Below are 13320 nucleotides of genomic sequence, written 5' to 3'. Positions count from 1 at the left end.
CGGTCCGGCCACGTGCCGGACCGCGCTCATTCGCAAACCCTGGGATCCCTGGACTGCATCATGGCCGCAACCTCGCAATACCTGACGCTCGGGCTCGCCGGCGAGACGTTCGGCATCAGCATTCGCAACGTTCGTGAAATTCTCGACATGCGGCCGATCTCGCGGCTGCCGCACGCGCCGAACTTCCTGCTCGGCATGATCGACGTGCGCGGCAGCGGCTATCCGATCGTCGACCTCCGAACCAAGCTCGGCCTGCCGAGTGTCGCGGCGACCGAGGCGACCCGCATCATCATCCTCGACGTGCCGATGAGGGACCGCCTGGTCGGAGTCGGCTTCGTCGCCGATTGCGTATTTGAGGTCACCGACATCGACGAGCAGGCGATCGAGCCGATCCCCGAGGTCGGCGGCAAATGGCAGTCCGACTATGCCGCCGGCATCGGCCGCAAGGGCGAGAAATTCGTCGTGATCTTCGATCTCGCCAAGCTGATGGCGCATGACGAGATTCCGGAAGGGCGTAACACGGCTGCGGATTCATCGCGCGCGGCCTGAGTCTGCAAGTGCGTGGTCAAGCGTAAGCACCCCAATTCGAACCAACGAGACTGATATGAGATTCACCGTCAAAGCCAAGCTTGCCAGCGCCTTCGGCGTCGTCATCCAGCTGTCCATGATCGCCGGTGCGGTCGGCTACATGAAGCTGGCCGACATGGTCGGCACCACCGAGCTTCTGGTCGCGCGAGCGGGCCGTATGGAGAAAGCTGCGGAGCTCAAGGAAGGCATCCTGTTCCTGGTGCGTGCCGAGAAGAACTCGATCCTGGCCGCGAACGACGCCGAATACGATCAATTCGTAGCTGACCTCGCCAAGAACCGTGAAGCGGTCGCCAAGTCCAAGGACGAGATCTACGCGGCGGCCAGCGAAGGCGGCAAGAAGCTGATGGAAGTCTTCAACGTCGCCTTCGCCAAGCTGAACGCCTACCAGGACGAAACGGTCAGGCTGGCGAAGGCCGACAGACCGAAGGCTCTGGACCGCACCATGCATGACGGCCGCAAGGTCGTCGCGGACGCGCTGGAAGCAGCCGACGGCTACATCAAGAACGTCAAGAAGAACATGGCCGAGCAGGCCGAGCAGGCCAGGCAGGATGGCGCCCGCGCCGAGCTGCTGCTGATGAGCCTGGTCATCGTCTCGCTGCTGATCGCCGCAGTTGCGGCGACCTGGATCGCGATGAACATCAGCCGGGCGCTGGCGCAGGCGGTCGGCCTCGCCGATGCGGTTGCGATCGGCGATCTCAGCCACAAGATCGAGTCCTCCAGCAATGACGAGATCGGCGATCTCATCAAGTCGCTGAATGCGATGACGGTGAACCTGAATGCGACGGCGGCGCTCGCCAACCAGATCGCACAGGGTGACCTCACGGTCGAAGCCAAGCCGCTGTCGGACAAGGATACGCTCGGCCTCGCGCTCGAGCGCATGGTGGAGAAGCTGCGCCAGATCGTGTCGGAAGCCCTGACCGCGGCGCAGAACGTTTCCGCCGGCAGCCAGGAACTCTCCGCCAGCGCCGAGCAGCTCTCGCAGGGCGCGACCGAGCAGGCCTCGTCCGCCGAGGAAGCCTCCTCCTCGATGGAGGAGATGGCCTCGAACGTGAAGCAGAATGCCGACAACGCCAACCAGACCGAGAAGATCGCCGCGCAATCCGCCAGGGATGCCGAGGCAAGCGGCGCCGCGGTCGGTCGTGCCGTCAACGCGATGCAGACCATCGCCGAGAAGATCACGATCGTGCAGGAGATCGCGCGCCAGACCGACCTGCTGGCGCTCAATGCCGCGGTCGAAGCGGCGCGCGCGGGCGAGCACGGCAAGGGCTTTGCAGTGGTCGCCTCCGAAGTGCGCAAGCTTGCCGAACGCAGCCAGGCGGCCGCGGCCGAGATCGGCACGCTGTCGACTGAAACCGTCAAGGTCGCGCAGGAAGCCGGCAATATGCTCGCCAAGCTGGTTCCGGACATCAAGAAGACCGCCGAGCTGGTCGAGGAGATCACCGCGGCCTGCCGCGAGCAGGACGTCGGCTCGGCCCAGATCAACCAGGCCATCCAGCAGCTCGACAAGGTCGGCCAGCAGAACGCCAGCGCCTCCGAGCAGGTGTCCTCGACCTCCGAGGAGCTCGCCTCGCAAGCCGAGCAGCTCCAGTCGACCATCGCTTACTTCCGCATCGAGCAGGGACGCAATCAGGCGCCGGCTCCGATCGATCGTGCGGTCAATCAGTTGCGCGCCAAGGCGGCCACCATGGCGGCGGTCGAGCGTCCGGCCCGGAAGCCGCAAGCCAAGCCGGCGCGCGCGATGAAGGCTGCCGCGGGCGGCGGCTTTGCCTTCGACATGCACGACGGCGAGGACGATCGGGACGCCGATTTCCAGCGCTAGGACCCCAGAGGGATCGGTTCATCCTCACCGGCGGGCCGATCTTTCGTCAGTGATTGCGTAAACGCGTAGGATTCAAGATGGCCCGTATGGCCCGACATTCAGTGCAGGCGGCCATCCCGGATCGGGGCATGCAGCGATGATGCCTGCCGTTCAGGATACGGCCGTCCATCTGTCGGACCGTCACTTCCGGACCATCGCCGAATTGATCGAGGGCCAGGTCGGCATCAAGCTGCCGCAAGGCAAGCGCCTGATGCTGGAAGGGCGGCTGCACAAGCGGGTGCGTGCGCTGAACTTCTCCGACCTCAACGAATATGTCGACAACCTGTTCGGGGCAGAGCATTTCGACGCCGAGCTCACTCATCTCATCGATGTGGTGACGACCAACAAGACCGATTTTTTCCGCGAGCCGCAGCACTTCACCTTCATGCGCGACGTCGCGATCCCTGCCTTGCTCAAGCTGCACGGGCGCAAGAGCGCGAACCTCAAGATCTGGAGCTCGGCAAGCTCCACCGGCATGGAGGCTTACACGACCGCCATGGTGCTCGACGACATGACGCGGAGCGGATCACGCTTCCAGTACCGCATTCTCGGAACCGACATTTCGACCGCGGTGCTGCGCCTCGCCAAGACCGCGATCTACACCCGCGATGTGCTGGCGCCCGTGCCGGAGCACTTCGTGAAGCGCTATTTCCTGTCGTCGCGCGACAAGTCGCGCGGCGAGGTGCGGGTGGTGCCGGAGTTGCGGCGCATGACGCATTTCATGCGGATGAACCTCATGGATGCGTCCTATCCCGTCGACCGCGACGTCGACATCATCTTCTGCCGCAACGTCCTGATCTATTTCGAGCGCGAGACGCAGCGCAAGGTGATCGAGCAATTGTGCAGCCATTTGCGGCCCGGCGGCTATCTGCTGGTCGGACATTCGGAATCGATGATTCACAGTGCCGTGCCGGGTTTGAAGCAAGTTCAGCCAACCATTTTCAAGGTCTAGCCGGAGCGCAACCAGAATGCCGAGGGAGAAAGTTCGCGTACTGATCGTGGACGATTCGGCGTCGGTGCGCCAAATCCTGCAGACGATCCTCAACGATGATCCAGACATCGAGGTGATGGGGGCCGCGTCGGATCCGTTCGCAGCCGCGCGCCGCCTCCAGAACGAGATTCCCGACGTCATGATCCTCGACCTGGAAATGCCGCGCATGGACGGCATGACGTTCCTGCGCAAGATCATGGCGCAACGCCCGATCCCGGTGATCATCTGCTCCTCGCTGACCGAAGAAGGCTCGAACGTGATGTTCGAGGCATTCGAGGCCGGCGCCGTCGATATCGTGCCCAAGCCGAAGATCGATACCCGGCTGGCGCTGCTCGAATGCTCGACGCGGCTGCGCGAGGCCGTGAAGTCGGCGGCGCGCGCGCGGGTGCGTCCGCGCGCCGTGCGCCGGGTGGTCGAGAAGAAGCTGACGGCGGACGCCATCATCCCGCCGCCGGTGCAGGGCAAGGTCCGGCCGACGACGGAGCGCATCGTCTGCATCGGCGCGTCGACGGGCGGCACCGAAGCGCTCAACGACGTCCTCGAGATGCTGCCGCCGCACTGTCCACCGATCGTCATCGTCCAGCACATGCCGGCCGGTTTCACCGCGGCCTTTGCCAGGCGGCTCGACAGCATCTGCCAGATCCGGGTCAAGGAGGCCGAGGACGGCGAGCCGGTGCTGCCGGGCTGCGCCTATATCGCCCCGGGCGCCCGTCACATGCTGCTCCAGCGCATCGGCCTGCGCTACCAGATTGCGATCAAGGACGGTCCGCCGGTGTCGCGGCATCGCCCGTCCGTCGACGTGTTGTTCCGTTCGGCGGCCCAGCACGCCGGCGCCAACGCGCTCGGCGTCATCATGACCGGCATGGGCGATGACGGTGCGCGCGGCATGCTGGAGATGCGCAAGCTCGGCGCCTCGACGCGGGCGCAGGATGAAGAAAGCTGCGTGGTGTTCGGCATGCCCAAGGAAGCCATCGCCCATGGCGGTGTCGAGAAGGTCGTCTCGCTGCACCATATCCCGCGCGAGATCATGCTCTGGTATCAGGCCGGACACGTCGCGGTGGCAGGTTGATTGCAATGTCCGCCATTCCGGCCAACACGCGCACTGAATCGATCGCGGCGATCGAGGACGTCTCGTCGCGCATCGAGGACGTCTTCGCGCGCGTCGGTCAGGAGCTCGGCCGCGGGCACATCATCTTCAAGGAGCTGAACCGGGGCCTCGCGACGCTCTCCGAGGAGCTCTCCGGCGCCGAGATCGAGGGCGCTGCGACCGCGCTGCAGGAGATCGCTGCGCGGCTCAGCGAGCTGGCGCAGGCGCTGCCGGCCGAGAGCGCGCTGCTCGCGACCATCGGCAACAGCACGGCGGAGGCGTCCTCGCTGCTCAAGCCGCTGTTCAAGCACATCGGAATGATCACCATCATCGCGCGCAGCGCGCGGATCGAGGCGGCTTCGCTCGACGGCGACCGTGAGGGCTTTCTCGCCTTCACGCAGGAAGCCTACGATCTCGGCAGGGCCGTGCAGCGCTCGATCGAGGGCTGCGCGAGGGACCAGCAGCGTCTGTCGGAAGCCGTCGCCAACGCCTCGGGCCGGCAGAAGGAGTTCGAGAGCCGTTACCGGAATCAGCTGGTCTCAGAGAGCGCCGAACTCGGCGAGGCCTATGGCGGATTGCGCGACCAGCGCAGCAAAAGCAGCCATGTCGCCGACCTCGCCAGCACCAGCACCAGAAAGATCGCCGAGGCGGTCGGCAGTGCGATCATCTCCCTGCAGGCCGGCGACAGCACGCGCCAGCGTCTCGAGCATGTCTGTCACGGTCTCGGTCTTGCGTCGGGGCCTTCCCCAGGCCTCGTTCCCGAACCGCTCACGAGCGATGACGGCGCACGCGCCATCTGCCTTTTGCAGGCGGCTCAGCTCAGGGACGCCCAGCGCGAATTCGGCGGCGACATCGGCCAGATCGTGCGCGCGCTGACGGCCATCCTGCATGATGCAGGCAGCGTCGTCGGCCACGGCCGCACACTGTTCGGCGGTGAGGATGGCGGCTCATCGTCGTTCCTGTCGCGCATCAAGCAGATACTGGCGCATGCCTCGACCCTGATCGCCACGTGCGAGGGCGCCGGCCGTTCGGTCGACGAGGCGCTGGCCATTGTCGAGGACACGCTGGCGAAATTTCGCCAGGCGATCGCCGGGCTCGCCGATGCGACCGTCGACATCACGCTGATCGGGATGAATGCCGGTCTCAAGGCAAGCCATCTCGGCAGCCGCGGCAGCGCCTTCGTCGTGATCGCCAACGAGCTCAAGGCGACGGCGGACCAGGTTTCGGCGGGGGCGGCGCGCCTCCGGCCCGTGCTCGACGGCATCGAGCGCTCGGCCAAGGCGCTGAAGGAGCTTCGCGTGCAGGGCGATCCCACGCAGCTTGCCAACCTCGAGCCGCAGATTCTACGGGCGCTCCGCGAGGTGGAGGCCGGCAACGAACGGCTCGACAAGCTGATGAGCCGGCTCGTCGACGAAGGCGCGGAATTCGAAGGCCTGATGAATTCGGCGCAAGGTCTGATGAACAGGCTCGGCGAAAGCTCCGCGACCTTGCCTGCGGTGGCCGCACGCCTCGAGACTGCGAGTGCGGGCGCCCGGCGGCCGCAACCAATTGCGCAGGACGAGGCCGTGCTCGACGATCTCTTCGCGCGCTACACGATGGAGCGCGAGCGGGACGTCCACCGTGAGTTCCTGCAAACGCTCGGGCTTGCGTCGCTCGCCGCCACGCGGCGCGTCGAGGCGGTCGAGACCGCGGATGACGGCATAGAATTGTTTTGACGTCGGTGCCGGCGTTGCCGCGTGCGCCGGCAGCAATTCGATGGATCGGGTTTTCAGGGTGTTAACCTTGCCGAAAGCGCTGGCGGTTTGGTCATTGTCGCGCCCCAGACTTGGTTGCAAATACCTGTCAATTTTCATGTCGAGAAATTTCGCATGTTGAGAGACGGCAAATACGCGGCCTGGTTCAGGACCCCGCGCGGCCAGGGTACCGGCGTCGTGGATCTGACTGAGGGCCGGATCGCGGGCCGCGACAGCTTCTTCACCTATGGCGGCTCTTATCGTGTCGATGAGAGCCAATTCTCGGCCGTCTTGACCGTGAACCGGTACGCCGATGGTCCGCCGAGCGTGTTCGGCCCGGACGAGGTCGAGGTCGATCTTGCGGGGGTGTGCAATGGCCTGGTCGCGACCTGCTCGGGCACGGCCAAGCAAGCGCCCGACGTCAAATTCGAGGCGACGCTGATCTACAGCCAGGAAGATGCGCCGGCCGCCGACGCAGGATGCGCGATCGTGAAGCTCAATGCCGAAAAATTGCCCAAGGGCCTCGACAGCCGTTCCCGGCCGCGCCATCCGTTTGCCTCGCCCAGGCTTCCTTCGTCTTAGTCTTGCATTGACGCTGTTGCAGCGAAGGCAAGCCGCGGGGGCATCGCACAACAAAGCTTTTAGACATGAAAACCTAATCTGCGGGCGAACAATTGTGGTGGGAAGAACATGCCTCAGATCTGGATGACATATGACGAACTTGGTACGCTCTGTGACTGCAGCAGCAGCGAGGCGAGGTTACGCGCCATTCATCTGTCGCTTGACCGCAAGAAAAGCCGCGACGGCGCTACCCGGGTCAAGCTGGACCTGGCACTGACAGCCAAATTTTTTGCGTCGGTCCGCGAGTCGGATTTTGATCTCGACAGCGCCATCGAGGCGCTCCAGGCCACGCACCGGCAGATGGCGGAACTTCTGACGCCGAGCGAAGTCCATGGCAGGCGCGGGATGGCCTGAGCCGCCGCTTCCAGTCCCCGATCAGGGGGCTCTGAGCGGGAAGCCGAGATTCCCGCGATGATTGTCCCGAATCAGGCTGCATTCCGCTAGGCATGCAGCTTTTCTCCGCAGCCGCAGCCCGCGTCCTTCTCGATCTCGTCCTAGGCCTGTTCAGCTAGCTTCAAAGCGCCGTTGTTGTCGGCAATCATTGGCGGTCTTCATATCGTTCGCAACGCGGGTCGCCACGCTTGACCTGAGCAATTTCATCCAGTGGCGGAAAACACTGCTGCAGCGAATATTGGTCCCCATAAGGGGCGGGCGAACGAAAGCAAACCTTGGTGCCGACAGGAACTTCATACTGCTGTCCTGCAATCGTATAGGTGCACGGACCATTGTCAGGGGACGGAGGCTTGGCTTGACGAGGTTTGTCTTGAGCTGAGGCCCCCACTGACGAAAGTATTGCGATCGAGACCAAGGCAAAGCGAATGCGCATCTGGGACGCCCTTCAAGCCGCCAGTCTGGCGTGACCTCAACTGACTGATTCGGGTCGCGTTCCGGTCGCCGCTCGCTTTTGAATTCTTATTGGAAATATGACGGGTGTAGATATCAGGAAGCTATTGTTGGCGCGAAATTCCCATTTCTTTTTGCAGTTGCGGCGAGAGCCCCATGGCACCTTCGGTTCGACCTTGCCCGGTTCCCAGATTCCTCGCGGCCGGAACTGCATATGGGGAGGATGTTGAAGACGCTTTGGGAGCGTTGGGCGAGCCGGAGGCGCTGCTGCTATATCCACTTCGTGTGCTGGTTCCGTAACTGCCTTGGGCCTCGGCAGACAGGGATGTGCCGATCAACAGGGTTCCAGCCAAGAGTACGCCATATCCATTCATCACCGGTCCCCGCCACCGAGAGTAGATAATATGAACGGGAGGCTGCTCACCGCCAAACTGAAATTTTTTGTTCTCAGGCCAGCCTATTGTCAGGCGCAAGACTACGACGGCGGCCTGGGCAGGAACGCTAATATTGTCTGGGCGATGAGGACACCTACGACCCCACCCGCGGCCTTTTGCAATACATCGAAAATTCGTGGGTCGCGATCAGGTATAAGAGCTTGAAAAAATTCAAGAAAGATTGCGACCGTTAGAACGAGCAGACAGGCTGCAGCGATACGCCCCGGCAATAGGAAGGCTAAGAGGAAGCCCAACAGAGCGTAGGCACTGAAGCGCTCTATGACGACGACCCAATACCCCTCTGCATGTCCCATTAGCGCCGGCCTGCCTGCCAGCTTTGCCAAAGTGGCATAAGCAATCAGCAGGAGACAAATGCCCGTTGCGGTTATGAGATGGTTGCGGCGCATGTCGGCACCTATACCGTCAATGCGCGCGTCGGGCGCTTGAAACCTTCCAGTATCGTTAAAGGGGCTGTCCCGCGGAGGGCAACGCTGTTCGCGATAGTCGAACAACGTTGGAAACGGCGGCGTCTAGGATTGCGTTGCTGCTCGTTTTACGAGCCTGACGCTCAGATTTTTGCAGGCGGCATGATCAAATATGCAGCATCAGCCGCTGCGACGGTTGCCTGACGCAAACCGCTTGATCGATGCGACGTTTCGATTTTCCGGCCGCATCAGAAACTGCGGAGGCTGGGACGGCCGTGAAGATCGAATGTAGGGTTCCCACTTGGCATATCTTTCACGGTGTCTCCGTGAAACGGCGGCTCGCGTGCCGTAGCCTGCTGCGAACGACGCCATCACGATCAAAGTCAAGAGAAGGGCACCAAGCATTGAGTAAGACCTGACGGGTAGACGGGATTTTGTCTCGTTTACCGGTCTTGCTCAACATGGATAAGGCAGAACTGCGGAATCCCGATGACGGGCGATCACATGAACTTGCTTACTGATTTCCGGAACGGAATCAGAAAGCGCGGATTGCAGCCGCCACATCTGGCGATCGTGACCTATTGAGTCCGCAACTTGCCGAAAGCATGCTTTATATCCGGCCTCTCACAGCAGCGACTGCCCAAAGCGGCGCCGGTGGCGCCTTTGCGAGGTTACCTCGAGAAGACCGTAACCCGCGGCAAATCCGATGGCAAGAATCCCGGAGACAAAAGTCAGTGCTAACATGCGACGCAAATAATATTTTGTGTGCCAGTTAGTGCCGCGGATGCTGTCGAGCCTTCTTGAGCTGTGCGAGGCGTATCACGACGGACCGCTCGGAGCGCTCCAGTTTCGCCGCGATAAGTTGCGGCGGATAACCCTCCGCGTCCAGCTTGAGCAGCAACGACTCCTGGTCCTCGGTCCATCGCGTGCTTTTGTTGCGAGACATTCAACCTCGGACATTTCTTGCATCAGTCAATTCGACGGCGAGATCAAGGTTCCTGCTTCAAGAAGACGCGCTCATCCTCGAACGCGAGATTGATCAGGGTATCCCTCGGAGTTGCGCCAACAGCGGAACGATAAACGATCTTAGGTCCGGTCCCTGAAACATGTGACCCGTAACGCCGGCCGCGGCCGCAGCTTCGAGGTCGCTCTGCTTATCGCCGACCAAGATGCTTCGGTGGATGTCAACGGAATGTCGCTTTGCAAGTTCGTTGATCATGCCCGGCTGCGGCTTTCGGCAAATGCATGTTTGCCGATACTCGGCGATGGTGCCCTCAGGGTGATGGGGGCAGTAAGCAAACTCATCTATGTGCGCGCCGACCTCTGCAAATTGCTGCGCCATCCACTCATGAAGCGCCTGAACTTGATGCTCCCTGTAGAATCCCCGTGCAACACCTGATTGGTTTGTGACCACGAAGGCAAAATAGCCGGATTGGTTGACGGCTTGGACAGCTTCCCGAGCACCATTGATCCAGCGAATCTTGTTTGGCTCAAACACGTAACCGTCGTCTTCGTTGAGAACACCGTCGCGATCGAAAAAAACTGCAGGCCGCATCACCGATTGCTCTGATTGATTGCTGGACAAATGGCTTCTCCGACAAGCTATGCCGAATCTCAATTAGAAAATCTCCAGGCCGAAATCACAGCTATATCGGGCCGCGCGTCCACAGCCTTGACGTTTCATCACTTTGGGTTCGAACGATGCTGTAGTCCCTAAGTGCCTGTAGGAGCTTGACGATCGCGGGCCGACGATTGTCAAGAACCAGGTAGTCCCCATTTTTCTTTACGATGAGTACAAGATGGTGCTCGCCAGTCTTGCGGATGACGACCTCCGCGAGCAATAGCGCGGATGAAGCCCAGCCAGCGTTGAGCAACAAGTGGCGTTTGGTCACGGCGTAGTCTGCGCAGTTGCCCTCTGGGGGAAAGATCTTCCAATTGAGGTCGATCGTATCTGTCGGACTGCTTGGTGCGATACTGCTGTTCACCGCGGTGTTGACCACGTTTAGCTCATGCCAAAGCACTGCGAAGTCGAACCTGTCCACCGCCTGCTGAGTTCCTGCTTTCTGGCTGCATTCCGCCGGATAGCGTGCGCAAAAGAGCGTGAACGCCATGGGGGGCAAAACGCGATCATCTTGCGAGATTGCAAAGGTTGGTTCAGCGGAAATCAGCATTGCGATGGCGAGAATCCACTTGACGCGCCTCATGACCACGATCCTCGCCGGGTTCAGCTATCGGGAGGATGATGCGACAGCTATCGAGCGGAAGTTTGGCGGTGGATTGTGTGCATGGTCGATTGCCGTGTGCAAAATTGCGGCTTCTGTCTGGATTGGAAGCAGGCGCGCGAGTGCCCGATACTCTCAAAGAGGTGGAGGCTGACGATCTTGCGCAGGCAACGCATATTTGGACGCGGCGACTGATGAATTGCTCAGCACGGTGTGAGCTTCAAGAAGATCACTAAATTTTGTGAAAGGTAGAGGTGGCGCGACAATATAACCTTGGCCTTCTTCGACGCCGCACGAAGTCAGCGCGCGGACTTGCTCCTCGGACTCGATGCCTTCGACGACCACCGTCATCTGGAAGTCCCTGGCGAGCGTCACCAGCATCTCCACGATCGTCGTTGTTGAGGCGTCCACCGTGATGGTGTCGACGAAGAACTTGTCGATCTTGATGGTGTTGGCGCCGAGTCCCTTCAGCCGCGACAGCCCGCTGTGGCCGACGCCGACGTCGTCGATGCCAACGCGGAATCCATAGTCGCGCAGCTCGCTCACGACGGTTGAGGCACGCGCGAGATCATTGAGTTCGTCGCGCTCGGTCACCTCGACCACGATCTGCCACGCGGAAACCCGCGCCGCGGCGACCGTGCTGCGGAGCGTTTCGACGAAGATCACCATGCTCGTAAGCACGAGTGCCGCCAATGACAGTCTCAGCCGTGCTGCCTTCACCCGGCCCGCGGAGGAATAGGAGAGAGAGGGTGACCCGAAGGGCTAAGATAGGGTTTAAGCTGGCCTCCGGCCTTCCACACGATGCATGAGCCGGTGGGGCGATTGCCTCGATAATGCGGCTATGGTCAGCGATGCAGATGCTGCCGTGCCCGGATTTCGTTCAGTCGATAACTGCCTGCATAGGCTCGACGGCCGACGGGGCGGGTGACCCAAAGGCGCAACGCGACGAACGCAACGTTAAGGCCGAGCCAGATCGATATTCCAAGAATGAAATAGCGTGCCACGACGGAATCTCCGCCATTTCAGCAAGTTCTTCTAGAGCAACGCCCGAGGCGGCCGTCGGTTCCGCCGCGGAGATCAGGCGGCGGTGTGCGCGGCTAGGCCGTTAACCCTTCTTGCCGGACTTCGACTTGAGCGCCAGGCCAAGACGCAAGGCCATGCGCTTGATCGCGTCGGGCGACCGCCCGAGCTGTTTCGCCGCCTCTTCCAATGACGTTGAAGACTTGGCCAGCTCCATGAGCCGGCGGTCTTCCTTGAACGACCAGGGCTTCCGCGCCATAACCGAAATAATCCTCTCGCATCGACACAACGACAAAGCCGCCAAGCGGACCCATGTCGCTCGACGGCTTTGCTTGGGTGGGGCCGGGCCTTGGGGAAGCCCGGTGCGGAGATGGATATGCGATCGGTGAGACTTCGCAACAAACAACGCGGATTAAGCTAACTGCTCAACCTTACCGCGATGAAATCGATGCGGAGCGCTCCGTAGTACCACGGAAGTTCGATCGGACGAGGCACTGCTCGCCGAACGGGGTGGGTTTGGCGCACGGGCCGTGTCCTCGCTAAGAAGCCCAAGCCGCATGTCTTGCGATAGTGCATGCCCCGGTGCGTCGGAGCCGGTTCTGGCCCGCGACCGGCAGACAAGGCCCGCATGACGAACTATGCTGGACGCAGCATGTCCGGATGATCGTGATGACCCGCATGAAAGCACATTTCGCTGCAGCCATCGTGCTGGTCGCCGCGGCCCAGGCATGGCCGGGGCTGGGTCATGCCGGCGACGAGGCGTCGGCAGTCGAGGAGCCGGCGAACGAGATGGCTCTTTCTCCGGACAGTCTGATTCCCCGCGAGGATTGGAAGCGCAGGATTGACGATGCGCGCAAGCGCGCCGCGCAGGCGCGGCGAGATTGGCAGCTCAATGCCCCGCTGCGCACGTTTGCGGCGGATCCGCCGGAGAAGATCGCCACCCAGCGAGTGCTGAGCGACGATACGCTGCAGCCTGGAGACATCGTCTCGACAGACAAGGGTTTATTCTTGTTTCGCGGCCGTTCCGGCGTCGACGGACAAACTGCAGATTTCGTGCCGATAGCTCCGCGCTAGCTTGATTGCGCGACAATTTATTTTTCCGTCGCACCGAAGCCTTGCAAATTCATGCCAGTCGACACGAGTCGATTCGTCGTTCGACGAAATCGTGACTGTCGTGTCAACGCTGGTTCAGAATTGATCGAAACATGATGCGTGCATGCAACATTGCCTCGGTGAATTGTCTCTCGATAAACTTCTGCGTCTCATCTTGCGGTGACGCGTCATGAGATCGTCGAAATCGTCCGCCTATGATCTCGCAAACAAACGCGAATACGCAGATGCTTCAAAAAGCTTGGGCGACGTTGCCTCTCACCAAGATCAAAGAACGGGCATTCGAAGGCGCGTTCTTCAGCGTGGCGCTGATCGCAATGGCCGGCTGGGTCTATTTCATCACGCTGTTGTTGGTGAGATTGATCCTGTGGTTCCTCAGCTAGCTGCA

The 13320-nt window shown here is 61.4% G+C and carries 15 protein-coding genes; 9 read left to right on the top strand and 6 right to left on the bottom strand.

Features of this window, described 5'->3' with window-relative positions:
- Positions 1-60: 60 nt before the first annotated feature.
- The 7 genes from AC1RUR_RS28000 to AC1RUR_RS27970 all read left to right on the top strand — a co-directional run bounded on the left by AC1RUR_RS28000 (position 61) and on the right by AC1RUR_RS27970 (position 7232).
- The gene (locus AC1RUR_RS28000; RefSeq protein WP_492850021.1) at positions 61-549 is read left to right on the top strand and encodes a chemotaxis protein CheW; all 489 of its coding nucleotides are present in this window, start codon (positions 61-63) and stop codon (positions 547-549) included.
- A 55-nt stretch (positions 550-604) separates the two neighbouring features.
- The gene (locus tag AC1RUR_RS27995) at positions 605-2407 is read left to right on the top strand and encodes a methyl-accepting chemotaxis protein (protein ID WP_492850019.1); all 1803 of its coding nucleotides are present in this window, start codon (positions 605-607) and stop codon (positions 2405-2407) included.
- A 136-nt stretch (positions 2408-2543) separates the two neighbouring features.
- Positions 2544-3398: a CheR family methyltransferase gene (locus tag AC1RUR_RS27990; protein ID WP_492850017.1), complete on the top strand. Its 855-nt coding sequence runs from the start codon at positions 2544-2546 to the stop codon at positions 3396-3398.
- A gap of 16 nt (positions 3399-3414) precedes the next feature.
- The gene (locus AC1RUR_RS27985; protein ID WP_492850015.1) at positions 3415-4506 is read left to right on the top strand and encodes a protein-glutamate methylesterase/protein-glutamine glutaminase; all 1092 of its coding nucleotides are present in this window, start codon (positions 3415-3417) and stop codon (positions 4504-4506) included.
- A gap of 5 nt (positions 4507-4511) precedes the next feature.
- On the top strand, positions 4512-6239 hold the full coding sequence (locus tag AC1RUR_RS27980) for a methyl-accepting chemotaxis protein (protein WP_492850013.1): 1728 nt from the start codon (positions 4512-4514) through the stop codon (positions 6237-6239).
- Positions 6240-6392: 153 nt separating this feature from the next.
- Positions 6393-6839, top strand: coding sequence for a hypothetical protein (locus tag AC1RUR_RS27975; RefSeq protein WP_492850108.1), 447 nt, complete (start codon positions 6393-6395; stop codon positions 6837-6839).
- A gap of 108 nt (positions 6840-6947) precedes the next feature.
- The gene (locus AC1RUR_RS27970) at positions 6948-7232 is read left to right on the top strand and encodes a hypothetical protein (RefSeq protein ID WP_492850011.1); all 285 of its coding nucleotides are present in this window, start codon (positions 6948-6950) and stop codon (positions 7230-7232) included.
- Between the two features lie 964 nt (positions 7233-8196).
- Here AC1RUR_RS27970 and AC1RUR_RS27965 read toward each other — a convergent pair.
- From AC1RUR_RS27965 to AC1RUR_RS27940, 6 genes are all read right to left on the bottom strand, one after another.
- Positions 8197-8562, bottom strand: a complete 366-nt coding sequence (locus tag AC1RUR_RS27965) for a VanZ family protein (protein ID WP_492850106.1) — start codon at positions 8560-8562, stop codon at positions 8197-8199.
- Between the two features lie 1057 nt (positions 8563-9619).
- Positions 9620-10165, bottom strand: a complete 546-nt coding sequence (locus AC1RUR_RS27960) for a D-glycero-alpha-D-manno-heptose-1,7-bisphosphate 7-phosphatase (RefSeq protein ID WP_492850009.1) — start codon at positions 10163-10165, stop codon at positions 9620-9622.
- A 61-nt stretch (positions 10166-10226) separates the two neighbouring features.
- The gene (locus AC1RUR_RS27955; protein ID WP_492850007.1) at positions 10227-10784 is read right to left on the bottom strand and encodes a transglutaminase-like cysteine peptidase; all 558 of its coding nucleotides are present in this window, start codon (positions 10782-10784) and stop codon (positions 10227-10229) included.
- A 153-nt stretch (positions 10785-10937) separates the two neighbouring features.
- Positions 10938-11471, bottom strand: a complete 534-nt coding sequence (locus AC1RUR_RS27950; protein WP_492850005.1) for an EAL domain-containing protein — start codon at positions 11469-11471, stop codon at positions 10938-10940.
- A 176-nt stretch (positions 11472-11647) separates the two neighbouring features.
- Positions 11648-11806, bottom strand: coding sequence for a hypothetical protein (locus tag AC1RUR_RS27945; RefSeq protein WP_492850003.1), 159 nt, complete (start codon positions 11804-11806; stop codon positions 11648-11650).
- 101 nt (positions 11807-11907) lie between these two features.
- On the bottom strand, positions 11908-12081 hold the full coding sequence (locus AC1RUR_RS27940) for a hypothetical protein (RefSeq protein WP_492850001.1): 174 nt from the start codon (positions 12079-12081) through the stop codon (positions 11908-11910).
- A 401-nt stretch (positions 12082-12482) separates the two neighbouring features.
- Here AC1RUR_RS27940 and AC1RUR_RS27935 point away from each other — a divergent pair, with 401 nt between their 5' ends.
- Both AC1RUR_RS27935 and AC1RUR_RS27930 read left to right on the top strand, forming a co-directional pair.
- Entirely contained in the window at positions 12483-12896 is a 414-nt protein-coding gene (locus AC1RUR_RS27935; RefSeq protein ID WP_492849999.1) for a hypothetical protein, read from the top strand.
- Between the two features lie 263 nt (positions 12897-13159).
- Entirely contained in the window at positions 13160-13315 is a 156-nt protein-coding gene (locus tag AC1RUR_RS27930; RefSeq protein WP_492849997.1) for a hypothetical protein, read from the top strand.
- Positions 13316-13320: the final 5 nt, after the last annotated feature.

It is taken from the genome of Bradyrhizobium sp. GW821-FHT12B03, assembly GCF_058807535.1.
Note: the sequence above shows the minus strand (reverse complement) of the source record. Positions and strands in the feature narration are given on the sequence as shown.

Bases quoted from the DNA above. Each gene is read 5' to 3' on its own strand.
- AC1RUR_RS27930 (WP_492849997.1), top strand. From the start codon at position 13,160: ATGCTTCAAAAAGCTTGGGCGACGTTGCCTCTCACCAAGATCAAAGAA.
- AC1RUR_RS27935 (WP_492849999.1), top strand. From the start codon at position 12,483: ATGATCGTGATGACCCGCATGAAAGCACATTTCGCTGCAGCCATCGTG.
- AC1RUR_RS27955 (WP_492850007.1), bottom strand. From the start codon at position 10,784: ATGAGGCGCGTCAAGTGGATTCTCGCCATCGCAATGCTGATTTCCGCT.
- AC1RUR_RS27995 (WP_492850019.1), top strand. From the start codon at position 605: ATGAGATTCACCGTCAAAGCCAAGCTTGCCAGCGCCTTCGGCGTCGTC.
- AC1RUR_RS27950 (WP_492850005.1), bottom strand. From the start codon at position 11,471: ATGGTGATCTTCGTCGAAACGCTCCGCAGCACGGTCGCCGCGGCGCGG.
- AC1RUR_RS27965 (WP_492850106.1), bottom strand. From the start codon at position 8,562: ATGCGCCGCAACCATCTCATAACCGCAACGGGCATTTGTCTCCTGCTG.
- AC1RUR_RS28000 (WP_492850021.1), top strand. From the start codon at position 61: ATGGCCGCAACCTCGCAATACCTGACGCTCGGGCTCGCCGGCGAGACG.
- AC1RUR_RS27970 (WP_492850011.1), top strand. From the start codon at position 6,948: ATGCCTCAGATCTGGATGACATATGACGAACTTGGTACGCTCTGTGAC.
- AC1RUR_RS27990 (WP_492850017.1), top strand. From the start codon at position 2,544: ATGATGCCTGCCGTTCAGGATACGGCCGTCCATCTGTCGGACCGTCAC.
- AC1RUR_RS27985 (WP_492850015.1), top strand. From the start codon at position 3,415: ATGCCGAGGGAGAAAGTTCGCGTACTGATCGTGGACGATTCGGCGTCG.
- AC1RUR_RS27975 (WP_492850108.1), top strand. From the start codon at position 6,393: ATGTTGAGAGACGGCAAATACGCGGCCTGGTTCAGGACCCCGCGCGGC.
- AC1RUR_RS27980 (WP_492850013.1), top strand. From the start codon at position 4,512: ATGTCCGCCATTCCGGCCAACACGCGCACTGAATCGATCGCGGCGATC.
- AC1RUR_RS27940 (WP_492850001.1), bottom strand. From the start codon at position 12,081: ATGGCGCGGAAGCCCTGGTCGTTCAAGGAAGACCGCCGGCTCATGGAG.